Genomic DNA, 24,396 nt, shown 5'->3' on the forward strand with positions numbered 1-24,396 from the left:
ACTACTCGTCGCCCTACGGCATCACGCTGGAGCTCATCGGGCCGGACAACCGGGCGACGATCACGGCGTTGAACGACGACGAGGCGCCGGTGACGGGCCCGGTGGCGAACAACGGCTGGACGAACGACCTGACGCCGCAACTGGAAGGCACGCTGCAAAAGGCGCTGGACGCGGGCCAGAAGGTGGTGGTGYACCGAGACGGCGTCGAGGTCGGTGAGGCGACCGTGAGCGGCACGGGCTGGACCTACGCCGACAGCGGCCTGGCCGACGGCGGCAAGTACGTCTAYACGGTGTACGTGCAGGAYGCGGCCGACAACCTGGGKGCGGCGTCGAACAACTGGACGGTGAACGTGGACCACACGCCGCCGTCGCAGACGGTGGTGTTGACGCAGATCCTGGACAACGAGGGCAACCAGACGGGTTCGATCGCGAACGGTGGCGTGAGCGACGACGACACGCCGCGCCTGGAAGGCACGATCTCGCAGTCGCTGAGCGGCACGGAAGAGGTGAGGATCTTCCGCAACGGCGAGGACATCGGCAAGGCGACGCTGAACGGCGACGGCGTGAGCTGGTGGTACCAGGATGCGTCCCTGTCGAACAAGTCGACCTACAGCTACGAGGCGCGGGTKGTGGATGCGGCGGGCAATGAGAGTGCCGAGTCCAACAGCATCAGCTTCACCCTGGACAAGGATCCGGGCAGCCAGACGGTGACGATCCTGCAGGTGCTGGACGACCAGCTGCCGGTGACCGGGACGGTGGCGCAGAACGGCACGACCAACGACGCCACGCCGCTGCTGAGCGGGTCRGTGGGTGCGGCGCTGCAGGCGGGCGAGGTGGTTGTGATCTACCGCGACGGCGTGAAGCTGGCCGGCACCGCGGTGGTGAATGGCACGACCTGGACGTACCAGGACAGCGGCCTGGTCGACGAAAAGGCGTACAAGTACGAGGCGGTCGTGGTGAGCGCGGCGGGCGTCGAGGGCGGCATGAGTTCGCCGTACGTGATCAACTTCGACAAGACGGCGCCGACGGCGACGGCAGCGATCGACAGCTACCACGACGACTTTGCCCCGCAGACGGGAGACTTCCAGTCGGGCAGCACGACCAACGACACGACGCCGCTGCTGAACGGCWCGGTGRYGGGTGCGCTGGSYGCGGGCGAAGYGGTGGTGGTGTACCGCGACGGCGAGAAGCTGGGCAATGCGGTGGTGACGGGCTCGACCTGGACGTACCAGGACGGCAACCTGGCCGACGGCCAGACCTACAGCTACACGGTGCGTGTGGAAGACGCGGGCGGCAACCAGGGCACCGAATCCGGGGCGTTCACGCTGACGGTGGACACGACGCCGCCGTCGCTGACCAACACGATCGAGATCAAGAGCATCTCCGACGACACGGGCACGGATGGCGACTTCATCACCACCGACAACACGTTGACGGTGAACGGCACGCTGAACGTCGCTTTGACTGCGGACGAGCACGCGCAGATCTCCATCGACGGTGGCAACACCTGGGTCGACGTGGTCGTGGACGGTACCGGAGTGAACTGGAGCTATGTGGACACCCGCGTGCTCCCGGCGGGCGAGCACACCTACGACGTTCGCGTCGTGGACTTGGCCGGCAACGTGGGCGACACGGACTCGAAGAACGTGACGGTGGTCCCGGTTGCGGGCACCAACACGATCACCATCGAGGGCATCAACGACGACACGGGCCTGCTGGGCAACGACTTCGTGACCAGCGACAAGACGCTGGACGTGTTCGGCACGCTGCGCTCGCCGCTCGACGCGGGCTCCAAGGTGCAGATCCAGGTCGACAGCGGCGCGTGGGTCGACGTGACCAACGTGAATGGCGTCAACTGGAGCTACCAGTACACCGATGAACTGAGCGAAGGCTCGCACACCTACGTGGTGCGCGTGATCGACGCCGCCGCCGCAGAGATCGCCCGCGACGATCAGCAGGTGACCATCGACACCCAGGCTCCGACCAACACGACGACGGTCGACCTGGCCACGGAAAGCGACTGGGGCCTGTCCAGCACCGACAACATCACGTCGAACGTGACGCCGACCATCAAGGGCAAGGTTGGGACGGGCAGCGACTCGGACCTCAGCAAGCTGAATGTCACGCTGTTCGACGACGTCAACAAGGATGGCAAGCTGGATGCGGGCGACCGCGTCTACAGCAACAGCATCTCCGTTGCTGCCGACGGCAGCTGGACGTATGACCTGCCGAGCCTGAGGGACGGAAGCTACAAGCTGTCGGCGCTGGTCACCGACCGGGCGGGCAACGCGTCGTCGACGGTCTCGACCCTCGACGGCAATAACTCCAGCCTGGTGATCGACAGCAACAGCCTGAGCCAGGTCATCCAGGGCGCGGCGGCCAACGACAACTTTAGCTACGACGTTGCGTCGATCGGCGACTTCAACGGCGACGGCTACGAAGACCTCATGGTGGTCGCGCCGATGATCGACCGGGATGGCCCAGGTGCGGCCTACATCCTGTTCGGTTCGGCCGCAGGCATCGACCTCGTCGGCACCAGCATCTCGAGCTTGACGCCCGCGCAGGGTCTGGTGATCAACGGCCCGACACCGACCTCGTACACCCAAAAGTGGATGGGCCTGGCCACGAACTACCTGGGCGACATCAACGGCGACGGCTATGCCGACATCGTGATGGGTTCGCAGCAAAGCGACAAAGCCTACGTGGTCTTCGGCGGCGCGAACGGCACCTGGGCCAATGGCAAACTGAGTCTGGCGGCGATCGACCAGGGGCAGAACCAGTACGGCTTCAGCATCAAGAATGGGTCGGACCAAGCTTTCGCCGTTGGCGTGGGCAGTGCCGACCTCAATGGCGACGGCTATGCCGACCTGCTCGTGGGCAACGACCAGGATGGCGCCGGCAGCCGCGGTTCCGGCACCTTGATCTACGGTCACGGCGGCAACTGGTCCAACATCCAGCTGGTCCAGCAGGGCAATAACTGGGTTCTTCCGAGCGGCGTGCAGGGCACGACGATCCTAGCCGCCGGCAGCGGAACTTACGCCAATGCGGACCTAGGCAGGAGCATCAATGGCGTCGGCGACGTCAATGGCGACGACATCGAGGACTTCGTGATCACCGATCCCAACGGGAACAACCCGCTGGGCGGGACCAACGGGGGTGGAACGGCCTACCTGATCTACGGCAACAAGGACGGCCTGCCGGCCACCCTTGACCTGGGCACGCTCACGCCGGACCAGGGCATCCGCATCAACGGGATGGCCAAGGAGCATCTGGGCGACCTCACTGGCACCAGCGGCGCCACCATCTCGCAGCAGTCGAGAAGCGTGCTCACTGGGCTGGGTGACATCAACGGCGACGGCATCGACGACTTCGCGATCGCGGCGCCTTCCAATCCGGGCGTACCGGGTCGGGTGTGGGTGATCTACGGCAAGGAGGGCGGGTATGGCCGGGACATCAACCTCGATGCGTTGTTCACCACGGGCGATTCCGCGAAGCCGAGTGGTTACGTGCCGACGTTCACGGCGAACGATGGCTTCCTGCTGGTCAACGAGAAGTCGACGGCCAGCAACCAGACCGAGTCGTGGGATGTGTTGGGCTCGAGCATTCGCGGCATCGGCGACGCCAACGGTGACGGCATCTCCGACTTCATCGTCGGTGCCATGCGAGCAGACAGCGACGGCAAGATCGACAACGGGGCAGCCTACGTGGTCTACGGGCGCAGCGAGAACTTCGATGCGTCGGTGATCTCGATCGCGGACATCGTCGCTGATCCGTCGAAAGGCTACGTGGTGCGCGGGGAGGGCGGCGTGGACCTCTATGGCTCGGGTGTCACGGTGGGTGACTGGAACGGCGACGGCGTGGCCGATATCGCAGTCGGCGCATCGCTGGCAGACAGCGGGAGTACGTCGAACACCGGCGCGCTGTACATCTACTACGGCACGCCGAACTTCACCCAGGAGTACACGACGGGTGACGACACGCTGGTCGGCACCGCTGGCGTGGACTTCCTGTCGGGCGGATTTGGCAATGACACGATCTCCCAGATCGGCGCCAACGACGTCGCGCTGGGTGGCGCCGGGAATGACACGATCCGAATCGTCGGCACGAACTTCAAGAACGTGGACGGCGGCGCGGGCATCGACACCCTGGTGATGGACGGCCGCGGCATGAACATCGACCTGGCGCTGCTGCAGAACAAGGTCCAGGGCTTCGAGCGCTTCGACCTGGGCAACGGCGGCAACACGCTGAACGTGAACTTGGGCGACGTCTCGCGACTGGGCCAGACCAACCAGTTCATCGACGACGGCAAGAAGCAGTTGGTGGTGAACGGCGACGGCAGCGGTCAGCTCAACCTCGTGAATACGCAGGCGGCAGCGGACCACTGGACCGACGCGGGCACCAAGTCCGTCGACGGCACGACCTACCACGCCTACACCAACGTGGCCGGCACCACCGAGCTGCTGGTCGACGACAGGGTGCACGTCACGATCCTGTAAACGCCCGCTAGCGGCGCGCGGCGGCCAGTGGGCCGCCGCGCCTCGCATCCCCCATCTTTTCCAGAGTCCCATGCAAACAAGAAACAACTTCCATTCCCCGGCCGCCGCACGGCGCGCGCGCGCCGGCCGTGCACTTCTGGCGGCCGTGCTGCCGGCCCTGTTCCTGATGGCCGCTGCGCCGGCCGTCCTTGCGCAAGGCGCGATGCGCGCTGCGGGGGGCGCCGCGAATGTGCAAACCCAAGGGCCGGCCTACCGTGCGGTGCCCGGCGTGGCGCCGGACCAGGCCCAGGTCGTGTTCTACCGGAACCCGCTCGGCACCACTGCCGTCGCGGACGGCGAAGCGGCACACGTCTACATCAACGGCGAGTTCCACACGGCGCTGCAGCCGCATTCGTTCACGCGCTTCTGCGTGACGCCGGGCAGCTACGCGATCGAGGCCCATATCGGCGATGCACCGAAGTTCGCGGCCAAGGCCGATCCCCGCACGCGCGTCGCGCTGGAAGGCGGCAAGACCTACTTCGCGCACGTGTCCGAAAACCGCAGCGGCGACCCGGTGCCGACGCGCCGCGACGAAGCCGAGAAGCAGCTCGAAGGCGCGTCGGAACAACGCCATTTCGTCAATCGCGCGAGCGTCGTCGTGCCTTGCCATGAGGTCCAGGCGGTCGCAGCCGAGAAGATTCGCTACACCCTCAGTGCGGACGTGCTGTTCGACTTCGCCAAGAGCGACTACGGCTCGATCACACCGCTCGGCCGCGAGGAACTGCGCAAGGTCGCCGAGCAGATCCGCGAACACTCGCCGAGCACGGTGACTCGCGTCAGGGTGCGCGGCCATGCCGACCCGATCGGCTCCGTGCCGGGCAACCGGGTGCTGTCCGAGCAGCGGGCCCGCACGGTGGTGCGGGTACTGGGCGAAGAAGGCCTGGCCAGCGACCGGCTGAGTTTCGAGGGCGTTGGCAGCTCGGAGCCGGTGGTGTCCTGCGCATCCACCGGATCGAAGCAGGCGCGCGTGGCGTGCAATGCGCCGAATCGCCGTGTCGAAATCATCGGCGAAGGGGTGAAGTAGCCGGACGCCTGAACTTTCCGGCATTCGCGCTGTCGATGGACGGTGCGACATGGCGTTGACGTCGGTGCCCCTCCGGGCACGGTCAACGCCCTTTTTGGTTTCCGAGCGTCGCGACAGCGATGCCGACAAGACGCTGAACTCGGGGGCACGGCATTCCGCTGCCCTCGCATCGTTTCAACAAGGACATATTCATGGCGGCAGTGATGGCGCAGGACGAGGTGATCGCGCAAGCGCAGCCCGCGGTCGAGGTGGAAGAAGAGCAGGACACCCTGCTGGGCGCGGTGCACTGGCTGTGCGCGCACTATGGACGGGGCCTCAGCGAGCCCGCCCTGCAGGCGGGATTGCCGCGCGAGGCGCGGCTGACGCCCTCGGTGGCGGTGCGCATGCTCGGGCAGGCCGGCATCGACGCCGGCTGGGTGGAGCGCGACATCGGCAGCCTGCTCTCCTATCTGTTCCCGGTGGTGGCGCTGCGCAAGGACGGCAAGGCCTGCGTGCTGACCGCGCGCCACGGCAGCGGCAAGACCGCAAGCTACGACATCCTGTTCCCGGAAGCGGGCGGCGTCAGCGTCAACGTGAACGCGGACGACGTCAAAGAGTTCTACGGCGGCCACGCGCTGCTGGCCAAGCCGCAGCCGAGCCTGGACGACCGCGCCGGACCGGCGGCCGAGACGGCGCCGGGGCACTGGCTGTTCTCGACGCTCTGGCGTTACCGCCGCTACTACTACAGCGCCGCGCTGGCGGCCCTGCTGATCAACATCCTGACCTTGGCCAGCACCTTCTTCACGATGAACGTGTACGACCGGGTGGTGCCCAACCAGGCCTACGCCACGCTCTGGTCGCTTGCCATCGGCGTGAGCTTCGCGATGGTGTTCGAGTTCAGCGCGCGCCACGTGCGCTCGCACCTGGTCGACGTGGCCGGCAAGAAGGCCGACCTGATCCTCGGCGCCATGCTGTTCCGCAAGCTGCTGGCCACGCGCATGGAGCACAAGCCGGCCTCCTCGGGGTCGTCGGCGAACCAGCTGCGCGAATTCGAGTCGGTGCGCGACTTCGTCACCTCGGCCACGATCTCGACGCTTTCCGACCTGCCGTTCTGCCTGCTGTTCGTGGGCATCATCGCGCTGATCGGCGGGCCGCTGGCCCTGGTGCCGCTGGCCTCGATCCCGGTCATCATCCTGCTCAGCGTCGCCATCCAGTGGCCCCTGGCCCGCGTGATGCAGGAAAACCTGCGCGAGGGCTCGCTGAAGCAGGGCCTGCTGATCGAATCGATCGAAGGCATGGAGTCGCTCAAGGCCGTGCGCGGCGAAGGCGTCATGCAGCAGAAGTGGGAAAACTTCAGTGCCCTGGCCGCAACCAGCTCGATGAAGTCGCGCAAGCTGTCCAGCCTGGCGGTGAACACGGTGACCTTCATCCAGCAGATCCAGACCGTGATCCTCGTCACCTGGGGCGTCTACCTGATCCACGACGGCACGCTGAGCATGGGCGCCTTGTTCGGCACCGTGATCCTGGCCGGGCGCTCGACCGCGCCGCTGGCCGCGGTGGTGGGGCTGGCGGTGCGATTCCAGCAGGCCAAGACGGCGCTGACCTCGCTCAACCAGGTGATGGCCCGCCCCTCCGACCGGGCGCCCGACCGCCGCTACCTCGCCAAGCCCGATTTCGCGGGCCAGATCACGCTCAAGCGCATCAACTTCGCCTACCCGGCGCCGCCGATGCAGCCGTCGCCGCCGGTGCTGCAGGGCGTCAGCCTGGACATCCGGCCGGGCGAGCGGGTCGGCGTGCTCGGCAACATCGGCAGCGGCAAATCGACCCTGCTGCGGATCATGGCGGCCCTCTACCAGCCCACCGGCGGCCAGGTGTTGATGGACGGCGTCGACGTCGGCCAGATCGACCCGGCGGACGTGCGCGCGGCGGTCGGCATGCTGAGCCAGGAGCCGCGCCTGTTCCACGGCACGCTGCGCGACAACGTGACCATCGGCGATCCGGGCGCGAGCACCGCGGCGTTCCTCCAGGTGGCGCGGCTGACCGGCCTCGACGCCATCGCGGCGCGCCATCCGCGCGGCTTCGACATGCCCATCGGCGAAGGCGGACAGGGCCTGTCGGGTGGACAGCGCCAGCTGGTCGCACTGGCGCGCTGCCTGCTGCTGCGCCCGCGCATCCTGCTGATGGACGAGCCCACCAGTTCGATGGACCTGCAGACCGAGCATTACTTCCTGCGCCGCATGGCGGCGGCCACCCAGGGCCAGACCGTGGTGGTCGCCACGCACCGCCTGTCGGTGCTCGACCTGGTCGACCGCATCGTGGTCATGGATGCCGAAGGCAAGGTCTTCATGGACGGCCCGAAGGCGGTTGTGATGGAGCGCCTGCGCACCAGCGGGACCGCTGCCAACAACGGTTCCGCCAACAACGGCGCGGCCAACAACGACCAAGCACAAGGGAGCCAGGCATGAGCGAAGCCAACACCGTTGCCCTCGCGACGCCCACGCCGCGGGCCACCCCGCCGTCTCGCGGCCCAAGCGGCCGCGCCAAGGCCGAGGACCTCGCGTTCGTGCAGGACCTGCGCGAAGCGATGCTGGTCCAGAAGACGCCCGGCAGCATGCTGGTGCTCTACCTGATCGCGGTCATCCTCGTGGTGGCCGTGGTCTGCGCGCACTTCGCGCGCGTCGAAGAGATCACGCATGGCGAAGGCCGGGTGATCCCGGCCAGCCGCGAGCAGATCATCCAGAGCCTGGAGGGCGGCATCCTGGAGACCATGAACGTGTCGGAAGGCGACATCGTCGAGAAGGGCCAGACCCTGCTCGAGATCGACCCGACGCGCGCCGGGGCGGCCTATCGCGAAGGCTTGTCCAAGGTGCTGGCCCTCAAGGGGTCGATCGCCCGGCTGCGCGCCGAGGCCTACCAGACGCCCCTGGACTTCCCGCCCGACGTGAAGGCGGTGCCCTCGATCGTGCGCGACGAGACCCAGGCCTTCAACGCCCGGCGCCAGACCTTGAACGAGAGCGTCCAGGCCTTGCAGCGCAGCCTGCAACTGGCCGAGAAGGAAGTCTCGCTGTCCGAGCCGCTGTCCGCACGCGGGCTGATGTCGGAAGTGGAAATCCTGCGCATGAAGCGCCAGGCCAACGAATTCCGCCTGCAGATCGCCGAGCGCCAGAACAAGTTCAGGGCCGACGCCAACTCGGAGCTGACCCGGCTCGAGGGCGAGCTCGCGCAGTCGAAGGAGAACGTCGGTGCGCGCGAGGACGTGATGAACCGCACCACGGTCAAGGCGCCGGTCAAGGGCACGGTGAAGAACATCCGCGTGACCACCATCGGCGGCGTGATCCAGCAGGGCGCGGACATCATGGAAATCGTGCCGCTGGAGGACCAACTGATGGTGGAGGCCAAGATCAAGCCGTCGGACGTGGCCTTCGTGCGCCCGGGACTGCCGGCCACCGTGAAGATCTCGGCCTACGACTACGCGATCTACGGCGGCCTGCATGGCACGGTCGAGCACCTGAGCCCGGATACGTTGAAGGACGACGAGAAGGCCCGCGCGGGCCGCGCTGATGCGACCTACTACCGCCTGATGGTGCGCACCGACCGCGCGGCGCTGTCCGCCGGCGGCAAGGAGTTCCCGATCATTCCGGGCATGACTGCCACGGTGGAAGTCCGCACGGGCGAGAAATCGATCCTCAGCTACCTGTTGAAGCCGGTGCTGAAGGCGCGTGAAGCCTTTCGGGAGCGTTGAGCGTGAAGCATTCCGAGTTCAGGAAGCGCTCGCCGGGCGGCGCTCCGACCGTGGGGCGTCGACTGGTGCGCGCCATGGTGTTGCTGCCTTTGTCGCTGAGCGCCCAGGCCATGGCCCAGGACGCATCCGCGGAGCCACCGCGGGTGCTGGAGTGGGGCAGCTTTGCCGACGACGGCCCGGCGGCGGTCGCCAAGCCGGTTGCGCCTGCGCCGGTCATCCGGGCCGCGCCGGCGGCGCCCGTGGCGCCTGTGCCTGTGCCTGTGCCTGCGCCTGTGCCTGCGCCTGTGCCTGCGCCGGCACCTGCCGCTGCGGCACCACCATCATTGCCAGCACCGGTGCCAGCGGCACCTCCGCCGCCGCCACCCATGGCAGAGGCCGAACCGGCCCCACCGGCGCCCGAGAAGCAGTGGACCGACGGCGCGCCAGCCCCGCTCGGCGGTACGCAGGACGCGCCGCCCACGGCCGCCGTCCCGGCCCCTGCTTCCGTCCCCGCCAGCGGCCCGGCGCCGGGCGGCGAGCCGGCGCACGACTTCCTCGAGCGCACGGTTGCCAAGGCCCTGGCGGTGAGTCCGGATGTGCGCGAGGCCACCGCCCGGTGGGAGGCATCCCGCTTCGATATCGACGAGGCCAAGGGCCAGCGCTGGCCGCAACTGCAGGTCGGCGCGGCTTCGCAGTCGGCGACATTCGGCAGTGGCACCAACGACACCTCCCGCGATGCCTACGGCAACGTGCAGCTGACGACGCCGGTGTACGACTGGGGGCGCATCAGCCGCACCGTCGAGAGCCGCACCGAGACCGCCAACGCGGCACGCGAACAGATGCTGCAGGTGCGCCAGCAGGTGGCCTACGACACCGTCAGTGCGCTGATCGAGTTGCGCCGCAACCAGCAGGCGATGGTGCTCAGCGATGCGTACGTCGGCCGCATGACCGAACTGGTCGACATGCTGGCCGAGATCGTCAAGAGCGACCGCGGCCGCGACAGCGAACTGGTGCAGGCGCGCGGTCGCCGCCTGCAGGCGCTGGCGACCCGCGACCTGGTGGCGGCGAGGATGCGCGAGGTCGAGATCAACCTGGCCAAGCTGGTCGGCGAAGAGGTCAAGCTGCCACCGCAGCTGACCTGGGGCACGCCGGTGGTCGACGTCCAGGAGGCGCTGCTCGCGGCGCCCGAGCATCCCGCGCTGCGCCAGGCGCGGGCCGAGGCCAAGGCGGCGGACCTGTATGCGAAATCGGTGCACGCCTCGCGCTACCCGCAGCTCAACTGGGTGGTGTCGAAATCCACGCAGCAGGACATCAACGGCAACACACAGCCGTGGGCGACCGGCCTGTCGGTGCAGTGGAACGCCTTCCAGGGCGGCTCCGCGGCCGCGTCCGAGCGGGCGGCGTTCGGCCGCGCCCAGGCCGGCGAGGAAAAGGCGATGGCCGCCACGCGCGACCTCGAGTACCGGCTGCGGACCTCGGCCCAGCAGCGCGACGCCGCGCTGAGCCGGGCCGAGGAGTACACGCCGCTGATCAAGGACTCCGACCGCGTGCGCAAGATCTTCTACGAGCAGTGGTATCACCTCGGCCGGCGCACCCTGCTGGACGTGCTGATCGCCGAGAACGACCACTACAACAACCAGATCGCGCAAGTGAACAGCCGCTACGACGGCGAGGCGGCCGATTTGCGGATCCGGGCGGATGCGGCGATCTTGCTGCCCTGGCTGGGGGTGGGTGGCTAGTCGCAGCTACTTTCAGGAAGATTGCAGTGCCAGTGACCGTGTCTGAGACAGAGTGACAAGATGAAAACGCCCTTCGTGCTTGATGCGCGCGGGGCGTTCATACCCAAGAAGTTCTGAACAGTCCGCGCGGGAATTCCTTGAGCGCGCGGTCCGAGGGCAACGGGTTCAATTGCCGCTTGCCAGTTGAATGATCTCCCTCCGCCCCTCCAGCGCCTGCGTATGCATGGCGCGAAACAACGCATCCAACTGCCGCGCGAAGCGCTCGGGCTGAAACAGTGCGGAACTCGCTACTCGCTCGGCCAAGGTGGCGCGCAAGGCGTGGCGGCGTGGCGCATCCTTCGCCAAGGCGATCGCCAGTCGCCGGTACGCCGGGCTGTCCGCGGTCACCAGTTCCGGCGAACCGATCGTGTTCAGCAGGCTCGCCGCCATCCGGCTCACGAAGGTCTCGCCCGCGCGCGTGACCAGTGGCACGCCGGCGCGCAGCACGTCGCTGGCCGTGGTGCCCGAGTTGTAGGGAAAGGTGTCCAGCGCGATGTCGGCCAGCGCGATCCTCGCCTGGTGCGCCGCCAGCGGCCGCCGCTGGGCGAAGACCAGGCGCTCGGGCGCCACGCCGCGCCGGGCGGTCTCCTCGCGCAGGTTCTGCGCCGTCGTCTCGGACCCGGGCGGCGCCAGCCACAAGACGCTGCCGGGCACGGCCTGCAGGATGTGGCACCAGTCGTCCCACAGTTGCGGGGTGAGCTTGAAGATCTGGTTGAAGCTGCAGAACACCAGCGCGTCCTCGGGCAGGCCCTCGTCGGCACGGCTGGCTGGTGGCGGCAGCGGATACAGGGCCGCATTGGGCTGGTAGCACTCGGGCATCAGGGCCAGCGTTTCGCTGAACTGGTGCGCCAGCGCCGGGGGCGTGGCGATGGCGTCGCCGATCACATAGTCGGCCAGGCGCGGTTCACCCAGGCTTCCGATGTAGCCGAGCCACGAGGCGATCACCGGCGCAGGGCGCAGGGCGGTGATCGCGAGCCGCGCATGGGTCGTGTAGCCGGTCAGGTCGACCAGCACGTCGATGCCGTCGTCGCGGATGCGCCGCGCGGCATCGAGGTCGTCCATGGCGCCGATGTCGGTGAAGTGGTCGGCGGCGCGTTGCAGGGCGCGGCGCTGCGGGTCGTCGGCTGGCGGGCCATAGGCATAGAGGAACACTTCGGACTGCGTGCGATCCTGCGCGGCGATCACCTCGGTCACCAGGTGGGCCACCGGATGGTTGCGGAAGTCGGCCGACAGGTAGCCGATGCGCAACGGTCCTTCGCGCGCCGTGGCGGCGTCAACCAGCGGCGGCTGCGCCAGCGCCCAGGCCCATCGCTTCGTTGCAAAGCGCCGCGCCGCGCTGCGCTGCAGTTCGGCACCGCACTCCGGCCAGGCCAGCAGATAGAGGGGTGCCAGGTCGCTCGCCCCATCGCGCTCCAGTGCCGCCACGAGACTGGCGACCGTCGCCCTGCCGTCGGTGCGCCAATCCGCGACTTCGCGGCAGAGGCCGAGCGCGTTGCCGATGAAGGCGGGATCGCGCGGATCGAGAAGGATGGCCTGCCGGTAGTACTTCAGCGCCTCCGCGGGTTGCTTCAGCCGCTTGAGCAGGGCGGCCAGATTGCCGATGGCTGGCAGGAAGCGGGGTTGGAGCCGCAAGGCCTCGCGATAGCACTTCTCGGCGCCGGCCAGATCCTTGCGGTTCTCCAGTTCGCGTCCCAGGTTGGTATGGGCATTGGCGTAGTCGGGCTTGGCCGCCAGCGCCTGCCGGTAGCAATGCAGGGCCTCGTCGCGGCGGCTGGCCTGGAAGCTGCGCGCCAGCAGGTTGCCCAAATTGTTCCAGGCCTTGGCCTGCCGCGGATCGAGCGCCACGGCCCGCCGGTAGGCGGCCTCGGCTTCATCCGGCCGATGCAGCGCATTCAGCGTGACGCCGAGGTTGGTGTGGGTCTCTGCGCCCGCGCCTGCTGCGATCGCTGCCTGCAGATAGCGATCGGAGGCCGGCAGGTCGTCTTGCAGGAAGCACGCCGCGCCGAGCAGCGAGAGGCCGTCCCGATGGTGAGGTGCTTGCGGCAGCAGCTTGTCGCGACACAGGGCGATGGCCGCCTCCCAGTGGCGTTGCTGGTACAGCGCCAGGGCTTGCTCGTAGAGCGCGTCGGGCCCGGCCGGCTTCGGCGCCGCCGCGAAGCGGGAAAACAGGGGGTGAGGCTTGGCAGCGCGGGGTCGGTTCATGCGAAGACGGATGGACAGGCAGCGTGCACTCTAGCGGCGCACTTGCGGCTGATTCATCGACCTGCGCGCTGCTCCCGACAATGCGCCGTATCCGCTCGCGAGTCAGGAAAGTGACTGCGGCATGAACCGCCTTTTCAGGCGTTGGATCGGCCCGAGACCCCAGGTTCCATGCCCCAGCTCACGCAGCGCGCGGTGGCCGGGCTTGAGCGTGAGCACCGTGCCGGCATCGTTCAGCAGCAGGCCCAGCAGGCCGCCCGGTGGGTAGCGTGCAGGCGGTGACCAAGGAGCCGGTCAAACTTCGGATTGACGCGGACGTGCTCGCCGCCTTGCGTGCCACGGGCGATGGCTGGCAAACGCGCATCAACGACACGCTGCGCGCCTCGCTGCAACCCGGTTGGACCTGGCGTTGGGTGTCGGGCGGGTGCTTCAAACGCCCCCGGACCATAGCGTCACCGGCCCTCGCGGCGTGTCGAACATCGCCCGCAGGCCCGGTGCGCCCGAGGTCAGCGACAGCTCCGACAACCCGATCGTCCCCAACGCCGCCCCCAGGTCCCCCGCCCGCGGATGCGACAACTCCAGCGCACGCAGCACGACGCCGGAGTCGCCCATGCTGTCGGTCGGATGCACGGCCCCCCATTCGATCAGCGTCGGCAGCGCGCCATAGAAAAGCCGCTGGCCGTCATTGCGTACCGTGATGCGCCACGAGAGCCGGCCCGCCGGCGTGTCGCGCGAGGCCTCGATGATGTGGCCCCGGTCGATGCGCAGCGCGGCCAGCCGATGCACCGCCGCCTCGATGTCCGGCACCTCGGCCACGAAGTGCACCAGCCGCGGGCCGTGGCGCGCCAGCGCGGCCTGCAGCGCGCCGTCGTCGAGATCGAACCAGCGGTGGCGGACGCCGCCGGCGCGCGCTTGCTTCGCATGCGGGTCGATCGCGATGATCTCGAAGTAGGCGCGCGGGAACGCGGCCGATCCGATCTTCAGCAGGCGGTTGTGCGTGCCCATCAGCGGATGAATGCCGCCGGGGCCGGGCGTCACCCCGAAAGTCGCTTCGCACCAGCGCACCCCCTCGTCGAGGCTGCGGGCGGCCAGCACGAGGTGGTCGATGCGCGTCGGCATGGTGCGGGCCGTTTCAGCGCAGCGTGGTCGTCAGAGCATGACGCTGCCGTCGACGCAGGTCACCGAGTCGCCGCCGACCCACACCTGGCCGTCGGCATCGCGCTGGATGTGAACACGGCCCGCGCGCCCCAGGGTCTGGCCTTGCGCCGCGACATAGCTTTCAGGCAGATGCCCGTCAGCGATCAGCCATTGCGCCAGGCTGGCGTTGAAGCTGCCCGTGACCGGGTCTTCCTCGATGCCGACCGGTGCCGCGAAGGCGCGCACCTCGATGTCGGCCGGCGCTTCTTCGGTGCGCGCGAAGGCGCGCGCCTCGCGGTTCGAGCGCGCGATCAGCACCGGCGAGGCGGCCGACGACGGCAGGCCCGCGACGCCGACCTTCTGCCCCAGTTCGCGCAGCGCGCGGTGGTCGGGCTTGAGCGTGAGCACCGTGTCGGCATCGGCGAGCAGCAGCCCGAGCCAGGCGGGCCCGTTGTCGAGCAGCTGGGCGGTGACGATCTGTTGCGCCTTCAGCCCCAGCGCGGCCGCGACCTTGGCCAGCAAGGTCGGGCTCGGCGCGATGCGCTTCACCGGCGGCGCGGCGAAGGCCAGGCGCTCTCCCTCGCGCCGGATCGGCACCAGGCCCACCGCGCTCTGCTGCACGATGTGGCCGGCCGCCTTCGGCTTGCCGCCGGCCTGCAGCCACGCGTGGCAGCTGCCGAGCGTCGGATGGCCCGCGAAGGGCAGTTCGCCGCCCGGCGTGAAGATGCGCACCCGGTAGTCGGCGGTCGGCTCGGTCGGCGGCAGCACGAACGTGGTCTCCGACAGGTTGGTCCAGGCGGCGAAGCGCTGCATCGCGGCGTCGTCGATGCCGCTGCCGTCGAGAACGACCGCGAGGGGATTGCCGAAATAGGGCGTCGACGTGAAGACGTCGACCTGCTTGAAGGGGCGGGAGATCATGGTGGTGGTCATTCGAGGGCCAGGTCGAGCACGCCGCGGGCGGCGGCGCGGGTGCGCAGGTCGGCGAACCAGCGCTCGACATGCGGCCAGGCCGGCCGCGTGTATTCGGTCTGGGGCAGCCCGAACCAGCGGTGCGCCTCGCAGCCGACCGGGATGTCGGCCATCGTGAAATGGTCGCCGCACATGAACGCGCGGCTGGCGAGATGGGCGTCGAGCAGTGCGAACAGCGGCTCGGTGGCGCGCACCGAATAGGCGATCGCCTCGGGCTGCCGCTGCTCGGGCGGCGTCCGGATCCATTGCCTGAAGGCGCCGCCGCTGACCGGGTTCAAGGTGGTCTGCTGCCAGTCCATCCAGCGTTCGGCGTCGAAGCGTGCGGCCAGCGGCTCGGGATAGAGCTTGCCGGGCGAGTGCTTGGCGCACAGGTAGCGCACGATCACGTTCGACTCCCACAGCGTGACCCGGTCGGCGCCCTCGCCGTCGTCGATGGTCGGCACCATGGCGTTCGGGTTGAGCTGCAGGTATTCGGGCGTCTGCACCACGCCGAAGCGGCCGCCCGCCTCGGTGCGCTGGAAATCGAGCCCGAGTTCCTGGGCGCACCAGACCACTTTGCGCACGTTGATGGAGCTGATGCGCCCCCAGATATTGAGCATGTCGGAGATCCTTCGATGGACGAGGCGAGCGAGAGCCGTAGCGCCGGCCCGCCATCATCGCAGCGAGCAGAGCGCGCTGGAAGCCGTTGCTGCGGCCTTTTCTTTTGTCAGGCGGGGCTGGCGGCCAGCTGCCGCTGCACCTCGGCCGCCATGTGGTGGGCAAGCTGTTCGCGCACGACCTCGGCCAGGGCCGCGATCGCGGTGTCGATCTCGTCGACGCTGGCGGTCACGAAGGACAGGCGCAAGGTGCGCGGATCGCCTTGGCCGGCATAGAAAGGCGCGCCCGGCACGAAGGCCACGCCGCGCTCGACCGCCTTCGGCAGCAGCGCCACGGTATCGATGCCCTCGGGCAGCCGCACCCACAGGAACATGCCGCCGGCCGGCTTGACGAACTCGACCGACAGGCCTTTCATCTCGCGCTGCAGCGCCGCCACCATGGCCTCGCACTGGCGCTTGTAGAGGGCCCGGATGGTCGGCACGTGGCGCGACAGGAAGCCGTCCTTCATGACCTCGTGGACCATGCGCTGGTTGAAGCTCGGCGAATGCAGGTCGGCCGCCTGCTTGGCCTGCAGCAGCTTGGGGAAGATCGCCTTGGGCGCCACCATGAAGCCCAGGCGCAGGCCCGGTGCCAGCACCTTCGAGAACGAGCCCAGGTAGATGCAGCCTTCGGGGTTGCGGGCCGTGAGCGGCAGCGCCGGCGCGCTGTCGAACCAGAGCTCGCCGTAGGGGTTGTCCTCGACGATCGGCAGGCCGGCCTTGGCGGCGGCGGCCGACACCGCGGCGCGGCGCTCCTCGGTCATGGTGCGGCCGGTCGGGTTCTGGAAGTTGGGCAGCAGGTAAATGAAGCGCGCGTCCTGCGCCTTGGCGACCATGTCGTCGACCACCACGCCCTCGTTGTCGCTGGCGACGCTGACCGGCTCCGGCTCCATCGGCGAGAAGGCCTGGAGCGCGCCGAGGTAGGTCGGCGTCTCGACCAGCACCCGGCTGCCGGGGTCCAGCAGCACCTTGGCGACCAGGTCCAGGCCCTGCTGCGAGCCGGTGGTGATCAGCACCTGCGCCGGGTCGACCGGCCAGGGCAGCATCGCGGCCACCGCTTCGCGCAGCGGGGTGTAGCCTTCGCTCGCGCCGTACTGCAGGGCGGCCTGGCCGTCCTTGTGCAGCACTTCGGCGCAGGCTTCGGCGAAGGCGTTGATCGGGAAGGCCTTGGGCGAGGGCAGGCCGCCGGCCAGGCTGATGATGCCGGGGCGTTCGGTGACCTTGAGGATTTCACGCAGCACCGAAGGATTCATCTTTTCGGCGCGGGCGGCGAGTTTCCAGTTCATGTTGTGTCCTTTGGAGTGCGAGAGACTAACGGGAGGCCGCGGCGGCGACCAGCGGCGCGCGCGGCTGGGACAGCTTCTTGCCTGCGACCACGGTGGCCACCACGGCCGCGGCGAAGCCGAGGGTGACGACATCGAGCGGCTCGCCGAGCAGCGGCACGGCCGCCAGGATCGAGAGGAACGGCTGCAGCAGCTGGGTCTGGCTGACGCGCAGGGCGCCGCCCATGGCCAGTCCGCGGTACCAGGCGAAGAAGCCCATCCACATCGAGAATACGCCGACGTAGACGAAGCCGACCCAGGCCGAAGCCGCCACCGGCTGTGCGGGCCACAGCACCAGGGTGCCGGGCAAGGTCACCGGGAGCGCCATCGCGCAGACCCAGCAGATCACGCGCTCGGCGCCGAGCGCCGGCGTCACCTGGGCGCCGTAGATGTAGCCCAGCGATGCCGCCACGACTGCGCCCACCAGCAGCACGTCGGCCCACTCGAAGCCGAAACCGCCGCCGTGCGACTGGGCCCGCAGCACCGAGAACGCGACCACCAGCGCACTGCCGGCGATGGCGCAGAGCCAGAAGCCCAGGCGCGCGCGCTGGTGCAGCACCCAGGCGGCGCAGGCCGCGGTCACCAGCGGCAGCAGCGCGGTGATCACCGCGGCATGGCTGGCACTGACCACGCGCAGCGCATAGGCGAGCAGCAAGGGGTAGCCGATCGCGTTGCCGAGCACCGCCATGCCGAGCGGCTTCCAGTGCACGCGCTGCGGTCGCGGCGAGCGGGTGACGAGCAGAAAGATCACCGACAGGACGCCGGCCAGCGCCGCCCGCCCGAGCGTCACGAACCAGGGCGAGAGCTGCGGGGCGGCCTGCGTCCCGGTCGCCAGCCGGGTCATCGGCAGCGTCACCGCGAAGATGGCGACGCCGAGCACGCCCAGCCACATGCCGAGGGTTTCGTCCCTGGTCTTCATGCGCCCGCCATCCACCAGGCCGTGAGTGCCAGCAGGGCCGCCATCGCGCGGTTGAACCACAGCAGGCGCTGTCCCTGGGCCAGCCAGTGGCGCAGCACGGCGCCGGCCAGCGCATAGAGGAAGTTGCTGGCGAAGGCATAGACCAGCATCACCGGCGCCACGATCGCGTAGCGCTGCAAGGCATCGGGCTGGCCGGCGATGAAGTTGGCGACCAGGGTCAGAGCCAGCAGCCAGGCCTTGATGTTGAGGAACTGGAGCATCACGCCCTGCTTGAAGCCGACCCGCAGCTGCGCGCCGTCGGCCTGGCCGAGGGCCCGGCTGCCGCTGAGCTTCCAGGCCAGCCAGAGCAGGTAGGCGATGCCGAAGGCCTTGATGAACCAGCGCAGCGAAGGCGCCGCGACCACCAGGGCGCCGATGCCGGCCGCACACAGGGCGAGCAGCAGGCTCCAGCCGACCGGCACCGCCCAGACGAAGCGCATGGCGCGGGGCAGGCCGCCGTTGGCGGCGAGCGCGGTCGACAGCGTGGTGTTGGGGCCCGGCGAGAAACTCATCGCCGTGGCCAACACCAGCAGCGCAGTGAATTCTTGCCAGTTCATGGGACACACTTTAAACTGATGACCATTACAGTACCGGTACAGATAAACGAACATAGGCGCTGTCTGTATCGGTCGGCTCATTGACACAGAACAATACGCGTCATGCTGACACGAACCTCCGCCCAGTCACTGACCGGGCAGCTCGCCGACCGCTTTTCCGAGCGGATCCGCAACCGCTTGCTGCCGCCCGGCGCGCGGCTCCCTTCGGTTCGAGAGTGTGCGCGCCAGCAGGGTGTGAGCCCGCACACCGTGGTCGCCGCCTACGATCAATTGCTGGCCCAGGGCCTGGTCGAGGCGCGCCGCCAGCGCGGCTTCTACGTGCGCGATTCGGGCCCCGCCGCGGGTCCGCCGCCGGACAGCGCCGGCCCGGCGCCGGCCCTGGCACCCGCGCCCCTGGTGGCGGCCGATGCCAGCACCCTCATCCGCGGCATGTTCCATCGCCCGAGCGACAAGCCGCAGCCCGGCATGGGCGTCTTTCCGCCCGACTGGCTCGAATCGACCTTCATGCCGGCGGCGGTGCGCCGGGTGACCAGCGGCAAGGCGCTGCAGGAACTGTCGCTGCAATATGGCGAGCCGGCGGGCGACGGCAGCCTGCGGCGCAGCCTGTCGACCCGGCTGGCCGCCATCAGCGTGCCGGCCGCGCCCGAGCAGATCGTGACCACCATCGGCGCCACCCATGCGCTCGACATCGTGAGCCGCACCCTGCTGCGGCCCGGCGATCCCGTGATGGTCGAGGAGCCGGGCTGGGCGCTCGAGTTCGCGCGACTCGAGGCGCTGGGCATGCGCATCCTGCCGGTGCCGCGCAAGGCCGACGGCCCCGACCTGGAGGTGATGGAGCGCTACTGCACGGCGGGCGACGCCCACAAGCCCAAGCTCTTCGTCAGCGTGAGCGTGCTGCACAACCCGACCGGCTACAGCCTGACGCCGGGCAGCGCGCATCGGGTGCTGCAGCTCGCCAACCGGCACGACTTCCACATCGTCGAGGACGACACCTACAGCCACCTGGCGCCCGAACACGCGACCCGCCTCTGCGCGATGGACGGGCTGCAGCGCACCATCTATGTCGGCGGCTTCGCCAAGATCCTGGCGCCCAACTGGCGCATCGGCTTCGTCGCCGCCTCGCCGGCGCTGATCGGCCGCCTGCTCGAGACCAAGCTGCTCGCGACCCTGACCTCGCCCGCGCTGTTCGAGCGCGCGTTGGCCTGGTGCATCGACCAGGGCCAGCTGCGCCGGCATGCCGAGCGGGTGCGCGTCAGGCTCGACGGCGCCCGCGGCCGCACGGTCAAGCTGGCACTGGCCGCCGGCTGCACGCTGGCCTCGGAGCCGGCCGGCCTGTTCGGCTGGGTCGACACCGGTGTCGACACCGACGCGCTGACCCAGCGCATGCTCGACGAGGGCTATCTGCTGGCGCCCGGCTCGCTGTTCCATGCCCGGCGGCCGCCGACCACGCTGATGCGGATCAACTTCGCGACCGCGCAGGACGCGACCTTCTGGAAGGTGTTCGCGAGGGTCCGCGACCAGATCTGACCGGGGCTGCGCCCAGCGCTCAGAGCAGGGCGTCCGGTGCCAGGGGGCCGAAGAGCTTCACCATCGCCCGCAGGCCCGCGCTGGTGTCGGGCTCGGCGGTGGCGTCCTCGAGGCCGCTGCCTTCGGGCGCCTTCCAAACCATGCGCCCGTCGCTGCGCACCACGTGCCAGGCGCCTTCGCGCATCACCTGGTCGATCTTCTGGGCGGCCGTCCGCGACAGCGTATCGCTGCGCACCAGCACTGCGATCTCGGTGTTCTGGTGCTGCGAGCGCAGGTCCAGGTTCATCGATCCGACCACCAGCAGCCGGCCGTCGATCACCAGCACCTTCGAATGCAGCATCGAGCGCGATCCGCCCGGCGCGCTGCCGCCGCCGCTGCCTGAACCGAATGCGTTGCCGAGTCCGGCCTGCTCGCTGCGCAGTTCGTAGAGCTCCACGCCCATCGCGAGCAGTTCGTCGCGATGCCGGGCGTAGCCCACATGGGCCACGGGCGCATCGTTCGACGCCAGTGAGTTGGTCAGCACGCGGATTCGCACCCCACGGGCCCGGGCCGCGGCGAAGGCCTGCTTCATGTCGGCGCCGGGCACGAAATAGGGCGAGATCACCAGCAGGTCGCTGCGGGCCTGGCCGATCAGCTGCAGCAGTCCATCGACCACCGTCTCGCCATCGGCCGCGGCGTCGGCTGCGGCAGCAAGCGACGCATCGTTCTTTGCGGCCCCGCCCTGCGGGCGCCGGCCCGTCTGCGTCACCGTGAGTCCGGGTGCCTTGCCGACATCGGCGCTGGCATTGGCGCCGTCCGGCGGGATCTTGCCCGGCTTGTCGGCCAGCACGACCGCCGGGGCCCAGACGAAATCGGCGGTCCGGAGGTCCAATGGCCGTTCGTCCCAGACCTGCGCGCGGACCTCGGCGGCGGACGCGCCGGTGTCCGCTGCGCCATCGGCCGGCGGCGGGTTGCCGGCCTGCCGTTCGCGCTCCGCCTTGGCGTCGGCGCGCGCCTGCTCGCGGATCTGGTCCAGTTCCTTGGCCGTCACCAAGGACTGCACCGGGTAGGCGCGCTCGTTGTTCCAGTAGGCGTCGAAGCTGCGCGACAGGTCCTGCACCAGCGGCCCCGCCACCAGCACGTCGAGATCGATGAAGTTGCCCTTGCGGTCCTTGCCGAAGTAGGCGTCGCCGAGGTTCCGGCCGCCGGCCACCGCCAGCACGTTGTCGGCAATGAACAGCTTGTTGTGCATGCGCTGCTGGATCCGCGCGGCATCGTCGATGGAGCCGAACAGCCGGCCCAGCGTCGAGGCGCGGGCGCCCGCCAGCGGATTGAACATCCGCATCTCTACATTCGGCACCAGCGCCATTCGCATCACGACCGCGTCCCGGCCGGTGCTGTGCAGATCGTCGAGCAGGATTCGAACCCGCACGCCGCGCTCGGCGGCCTCGCGCACCGCCTTCAGCAGCCGGGCCGTGCTGGCGTCGGCGTGGATCGCGTAGTACTGCAGGTCCAGCGTCTTGCGGGCGCCCTCGACCAGCGCCAGCCGACTGCCATACGCGGCCGGTGCCCCGTCGAGCAGGACGAAGCCGGATTCGTAGCGCGTGCCGGCGGCGGCCCGCCGCTGCTGCACCAGCTCGCCCAGCGGTGTCGTTGCGGGAGCGGGCAGCGCGGTCGAGACCGGCCGATCGACGTTCTTGGGCAGTTCCGCGCAGCCCCCGAGGCCCAAGGCCAGGACGAGTGCGAGACAGGCTGCGGTTCGCCCGAGGGCGTTTCTGAAGGGCATGCGGCGAGGAAAAGAGCGAGGACGGCGCTATATATAGAGCGCCGTCGTCCCCCGCCGCGTCGGACAAAGCCTCCGCTAGCCTGCGGACCCGAGCGCTTCCCAGCGTTCCAGCGCCGCCATCAGCTCTTCGTCGATGCGGGCATGGCGTTCGGCCAGCTCGGCCGCGCGCGAGGCGTCGGTGGCGTAGATCGCGCCGCCGTCGAGCGCCAGGATCTCGCTGATCCGCTTCTGTTCTTCTTCGAGCTCCGCGATCCGCGCCGGCAGCGTTTCGAGTTCGCGCTGTTCCTTGTAGCTGAGCTTCTTGCGGGTCGCCGCGGGCTTGGCGGCGGCCGCGGGGGGCGGCGCGGCAGTGACCGGGGCGGCGGTGGCCGGCGGCGGTGCGGCCGCGGCGCGCTGCTGCGCGATCTCGCGGGCACGCTTGGATTGGGTCAGCCAGTCCTGCACGCTGCCCTCGTACTCGCGCCAGCGGCCGTCGCCCTCGAAGGCGATGGTGCTGGTCACCACGTTGTCGAGGAAGGTCCGGTCATGACTTACCAGGAACACGGTGCCGTCGTAGTTCTGCAGCAGGTCCTCGAGCAATTCCAGTGTGTCGATATCGAGGTCGTTGGTCGGCTCGTCGAGCACCAGCACGTTGGCCGGCCGCGCGAACAGGCGGGCCAGCAGCAGCCGGTTGCGCTCGCCGCCGCTCAGCGATCTCACCGGCGAATGGGCGCGCGCCGGTGAGAACAGGAAATCGGCCAGGTAACTCTTGACGTGCTTGCGCTGGCTGCCGATCTCGATCCATTCGCTGCCCGGGCTGATGAAGTCTTCCAGCGTGGCGTCCAGGTTCAGCGCATTGCGCATCTGGTCGAAATAGGCCACCTGCAGGTTGGCGCCACGGCGGATCTTGCCGGCATCGGGCTCGAGCTCTCCGAGGATCAGCTTCAGCAGCGTGGTCTTGCCGGCGCCGTTGGGGCCGATCAGGCCGACCTTGTCGCCGCGCAGGATGGTGCCCGTGAAGCCGCGGATCACGGTCTTGTCGCCGAAGGACTTCGTCGCCTCGGTCAGCTCCGCCACGATCTTGCCGCTCGACTGCCCCGAGGCCACGTCCATGTTCACGCTGCCCTGCACCTCGCGCCGCGACGCGCGGTTGGCGCGCAGCTCCTGCAGCCGGCTGATGCGGCTCTGGCTGCGTGTGCGGCGCGCCTCCACGCCTTTGCGGATCCAGATCTCCTCCTGCGCCAGCAGCTTGTCGGCCTTGGCATTGATCACCGCTTCCTGGGCCAGCTGCTCTTCCTTCTGTAGAAGGTACTGCTCGAAATTGCCCGGGTAGGAGCCGAGCTTGCCGCGGTCGAGCTCCACGATCCGGGTGGCGACCCGGTTCAGGAAGCTGCGGTCGTGGGTGATGGTCACCACGCTGCCCTTGAAGTCGATCAGCAGCTGCTCCAGCCACTCGATCGAATCGAGGTCCAGGTGGTTGGTGGGCTCGTCCAGCAGCAGCACGTCGGGGGCGGCCACCAGTGCCTGCGCCAGGGCGACGCGCTTGCGCGTGCCGCCCGACAGCGAGCCGACGCGGGCGGCGCCATCGAGATGCAGCCGATGCAGTGTTTCTTCCACGCGCTGTTCCCAGTTCCAGGCGTCGAAGGACTCGATCTGGGACTGCAGGGCGTCCAGGTCCAGCCCGGGCGCGCCCGACAGGTACTGGTCGCGGATCGCGATCACCTCGCCCAGTCCCGCGCTGGCGGCCGTGAAGACGTCCGCCTCCATGTCCAGCACAGGCTCCTGGGCGACATAGGTCACGCGCACGTTCTGTTGTATCTGGAGCGTGCCGTCGTCGGGCTTCTCGAGCCCCGCCAGTATCTTGAGCAGCGAGGACTTGCCCGCGCCGTTGCGGCCGATCAGGCCGATGCGCTCCGCTTCGATGAGAGAGAAGTCCGCATGGTCGAGCAGCGGGACGTGGCCGAACGCGAGTTGCGCGTCGAGGAGTGTGATGAGTGCCATGTGGGAGCGATTATCGGAGCGAAGTGCTGGCGAGGCCCCAAAAGTGTCATATACTCGTGGGCTCGGCAAAACGCGAAGGCAACTTCGCCGGATAACTTAGCCGGGTTCCTCGAAGGCAACTTCAAGGGGCCCCACATGAAGAAGATCGAAAGATCGCCGAGAACAAAAAAGGCCCTTCGGTCTTGATCTGGTTCTAAAAACTGTGTCATAATCGAAGGCTCCGCTGAAAACGACGGCGACGAAGCAGCTTTAAGGGTTGCGAGTTGATCGAAGTGACTGGCGGGAGAGAAAAAGCCTCTCGAGGTTGACG

The 24,396-nt window shown here is 68.8% G+C and carries 16 protein-coding genes and 1 pseudogene; 7 read left to right on the forward strand and 10 right to left on the reverse strand.

Annotated features, from left to right (window positions below; all coding sequences use genetic code 11):
• The 4 genes from AC1DF3_RS34445 to AC1DF3_RS34460 all read left to right on the forward strand — a co-directional run.
• On the forward strand, window positions 1-4,496 hold a 4,496-nt coding region (locus tag AC1DF3_RS34445; protein ID WP_478142457.1), incomplete at its 5' end, for a beta strand repeat-containing protein.
• A gap of 70 nt (window positions 4,497-4,566) precedes the next feature.
• Complete coding sequence (locus AC1DF3_RS34450; protein WP_478142458.1) at window positions 4,567-5,559, forward strand: OmpA family protein; 993 nt, start codon at window positions 4,567-4,569, stop codon at window positions 5,557-5,559.
• Window positions 5,560-5,750: 191 nt separating this feature from the next.
• Complete coding sequence (locus tag AC1DF3_RS34455) at window positions 5,751-8,003, forward strand: type I secretion system permease/ATPase (RefSeq protein ID WP_478142459.1); 2,253 nt, start codon at window positions 5,751-5,753, stop codon at window positions 8,001-8,003.
• The gene (locus AC1DF3_RS34460) at window positions 8,000-9,280 is read left to right on the forward strand and encodes an HlyD family type I secretion periplasmic adaptor subunit (RefSeq protein ID WP_478142460.1); all 1,281 of its coding nucleotides are present in this window, start codon (window positions 8,000-8,002) and stop codon (window positions 9,278-9,280) included. The genes AC1DF3_RS34455 and AC1DF3_RS34460 overlap by 4 nt, the downstream gene beginning before the upstream one ends.
• A gap of 213 nt (window positions 9,281-9,493) precedes the next feature.
• Here the strand turns inward: AC1DF3_RS34460 and AC1DF3_RS34465 are convergent, their stop codons facing one another.
• Window positions 9,494-9,643 carry a hypothetical protein gene (locus AC1DF3_RS34465; protein ID WP_478142461.1) on the reverse strand — a complete coding sequence of 50 codons (150 nt, stop codon included), beginning with the start codon at window positions 9,641-9,643 and terminating at the stop codon, window positions 9,494-9,496.
• Window positions 9,644-9,645: 2 nt separating this feature from the next.
• Here AC1DF3_RS34465 and AC1DF3_RS34470 point away from each other — a divergent pair, with 2 nt between their 5' ends.
• Entirely contained in the window at window positions 9,646-10,998 is a 1,353-nt protein-coding gene (locus tag AC1DF3_RS34470) for a TolC family protein (RefSeq protein ID WP_478142462.1), read from the forward strand.
• A 165-nt stretch (window positions 10,999-11,163) separates the two neighbouring features.
• Here the strand turns inward: AC1DF3_RS34470 and AC1DF3_RS34475 are convergent, their stop codons facing one another.
• On the reverse strand, window positions 11,164-13,239 hold the full coding sequence (locus tag AC1DF3_RS34475) for an O-linked N-acetylglucosamine transferase, SPINDLY family protein (protein ID WP_478142463.1): 2,076 nt from the start codon (window positions 13,237-13,239) through the stop codon (window positions 11,164-11,166).
• A 257-nt stretch (window positions 13,240-13,496) separates the two neighbouring features.
• Between AC1DF3_RS34475 and AC1DF3_RS34480 the strand changes: the two are divergent.
• Window positions 13,497-13,607 (forward strand): annotated as a pseudogene (locus AC1DF3_RS34480) (BrnA antitoxin family protein); the annotation flags it as partial.
• Window positions 13,608-13,665: 58 nt separating this feature from the next.
• Here AC1DF3_RS34480 and AC1DF3_RS34485 read toward each other — a convergent pair.
• From AC1DF3_RS34485 to AC1DF3_RS34510, 6 genes are all read right to left on the reverse strand, one after another.
• Window positions 13,666-14,355: a VOC family protein gene (locus tag AC1DF3_RS34485; protein WP_478142464.1), complete on the reverse strand. Its 690-nt coding sequence runs from the start codon at window positions 14,353-14,355 to the stop codon at window positions 13,666-13,668.
• A gap of 30 nt (window positions 14,356-14,385) precedes the next feature.
• Complete coding sequence (locus tag AC1DF3_RS34490; RefSeq protein WP_286533798.1) at window positions 14,386-15,291, reverse strand: PhzF family phenazine biosynthesis protein; 906 nt, start codon at window positions 15,289-15,291, stop codon at window positions 14,386-14,388.
• Between the two features lie 8 nt (window positions 15,292-15,299).
• Complete coding sequence (locus AC1DF3_RS34495; protein ID WP_286533799.1) at window positions 15,300-15,941, reverse strand: glutathione S-transferase; 642 nt, start codon at window positions 15,939-15,941, stop codon at window positions 15,300-15,302.
• 107 nt (window positions 15,942-16,048) lie between these two features.
• Window positions 16,049-17,263, reverse strand: a complete 1,215-nt coding sequence (locus AC1DF3_RS34500; protein ID WP_286533801.1) for an aminotransferase-like domain-containing protein — start codon at window positions 17,261-17,263, stop codon at window positions 16,049-16,051.
• A 25-nt stretch (window positions 17,264-17,288) separates the two neighbouring features.
• A complete protein-coding gene (locus tag AC1DF3_RS34505; RefSeq protein ID WP_286533803.1) occupies window positions 17,289-18,218 on the reverse strand; it encodes a DMT family transporter in 930 nt (309 codons plus the stop codon).
• Complete coding sequence (locus AC1DF3_RS34510; protein WP_286533804.1) at window positions 18,215-18,814, reverse strand: LysE family translocator; 600 nt, start codon at window positions 18,812-18,814, stop codon at window positions 18,215-18,217. The genes AC1DF3_RS34505 and AC1DF3_RS34510 overlap by 4 nt, the downstream gene beginning before the upstream one ends.
• A 102-nt stretch (window positions 18,815-18,916) precedes the next feature.
• Here AC1DF3_RS34510 and AC1DF3_RS34515 point away from each other — a divergent pair, with 102 nt between their 5' ends.
• Entirely contained in the window at window positions 18,917-20,341 is a 1,425-nt protein-coding gene (locus AC1DF3_RS34515) for an aminotransferase-like domain-containing protein (protein ID WP_301813083.1), read from the forward strand.
• Window positions 20,342-20,360: 19 nt separating this feature from the next.
• On the opposite strand, the gene AC1DF3_RS34520 is transcribed toward AC1DF3_RS34515, so the two are convergent.
• Both AC1DF3_RS34520 and AC1DF3_RS34525 read right to left on the reverse strand, forming a co-directional pair.
• Window positions 20,361-22,106 (reverse strand): phospholipase D family protein, encoded by a 1,746-nt coding sequence (locus AC1DF3_RS34520; protein WP_286533806.1) that lies wholly within the window; start codon window positions 22,104-22,106, stop codon window positions 20,361-20,363.
• 75 nt (window positions 22,107-22,181) lie between these two features.
• On the reverse strand, window positions 22,182-24,086 hold the full coding sequence (locus tag AC1DF3_RS34525; protein ID WP_478142465.1) for an ATP-binding cassette domain-containing protein: 1,905 nt from the start codon (window positions 24,084-24,086) through the stop codon (window positions 22,182-22,184).
• Window positions 24,087-24,396: the final 310 nt, after the last annotated feature.

It is taken from the genome of Variovorax sp. 10N432, assembly GCF_056394465.1.

Excerpts from the sequence above, each read along its gene's own strand:
- AC1DF3_RS34505 (WP_286533803.1), bottom strand. The coding sequence starts at position 18,218 with ATGAAGACCAGGGACGAAACCCTCGGCATGTGGCTGGGCGTGCTCGGC.
- AC1DF3_RS34460 (WP_478142460.1), top strand. The coding sequence starts at position 8,000 with ATGAGCGAAGCCAACACCGTTGCCCTCGCGACGCCCACGCCGCGGGCC.
- AC1DF3_RS34450 (WP_478142458.1), top strand. The coding sequence starts at position 4,567 with ATGCAAACAAGAAACAACTTCCATTCCCCGGCCGCCGCACGGCGCGCG.
- AC1DF3_RS34485 (WP_478142464.1), bottom strand. The coding sequence starts at position 14,355 with ATGCCGACGCGCATCGACCACCTCGTGCTGGCCGCCCGCAGCCTCGAC.
- AC1DF3_RS34455 (WP_478142459.1), top strand. The coding sequence starts at position 5,751 with ATGGCGGCAGTGATGGCGCAGGACGAGGTGATCGCGCAAGCGCAGCCC.
- AC1DF3_RS34475 (WP_478142463.1), bottom strand. The coding sequence starts at position 13,239 with ATGAACCGACCCCGCGCTGCCAAGCCTCACCCCCTGTTTTCCCGCTTC.
- AC1DF3_RS34520 (WP_286533806.1), bottom strand. The coding sequence starts at position 22,106 with ATGCCCTTCAGAAACGCCCTCGGGCGAACCGCAGCCTGTCTCGCACTC.
- AC1DF3_RS34470 (WP_478142462.1), top strand. The coding sequence starts at position 9,646 with ATGGCAGAGGCCGAACCGGCCCCACCGGCGCCCGAGAAGCAGTGGACC.
- AC1DF3_RS34495 (WP_286533799.1), bottom strand. The coding sequence starts at position 15,941 with ATGCTCAATATCTGGGGGCGCATCAGCTCCATCAACGTGCGCAAAGTG.
- AC1DF3_RS34525 (WP_478142465.1), bottom strand. The coding sequence starts at position 24,086 with ATGGCACTCATCACACTCCTCGACGCGCAACTCGCGTTCGGCCACGTC.
- AC1DF3_RS34510 (WP_286533804.1), bottom strand. The coding sequence starts at position 18,814 with ATGAACTGGCAAGAATTCACTGCGCTGCTGGTGTTGGCCACGGCGATG.
- AC1DF3_RS34515 (WP_301813083.1), top strand. The coding sequence starts at position 18,917 with ATGCTGACACGAACCTCCGCCCAGTCACTGACCGGGCAGCTCGCCGAC.
- AC1DF3_RS34500 (WP_286533801.1), bottom strand. The coding sequence starts at position 17,263 with ATGAACTGGAAACTCGCCGCCCGCGCCGAAAAGATGAATCCTTCGGTG.
- AC1DF3_RS34490 (WP_286533798.1), bottom strand. The coding sequence starts at position 15,291 with ATGATCTCCCGCCCCTTCAAGCAGGTCGACGTCTTCACGTCGACGCCC.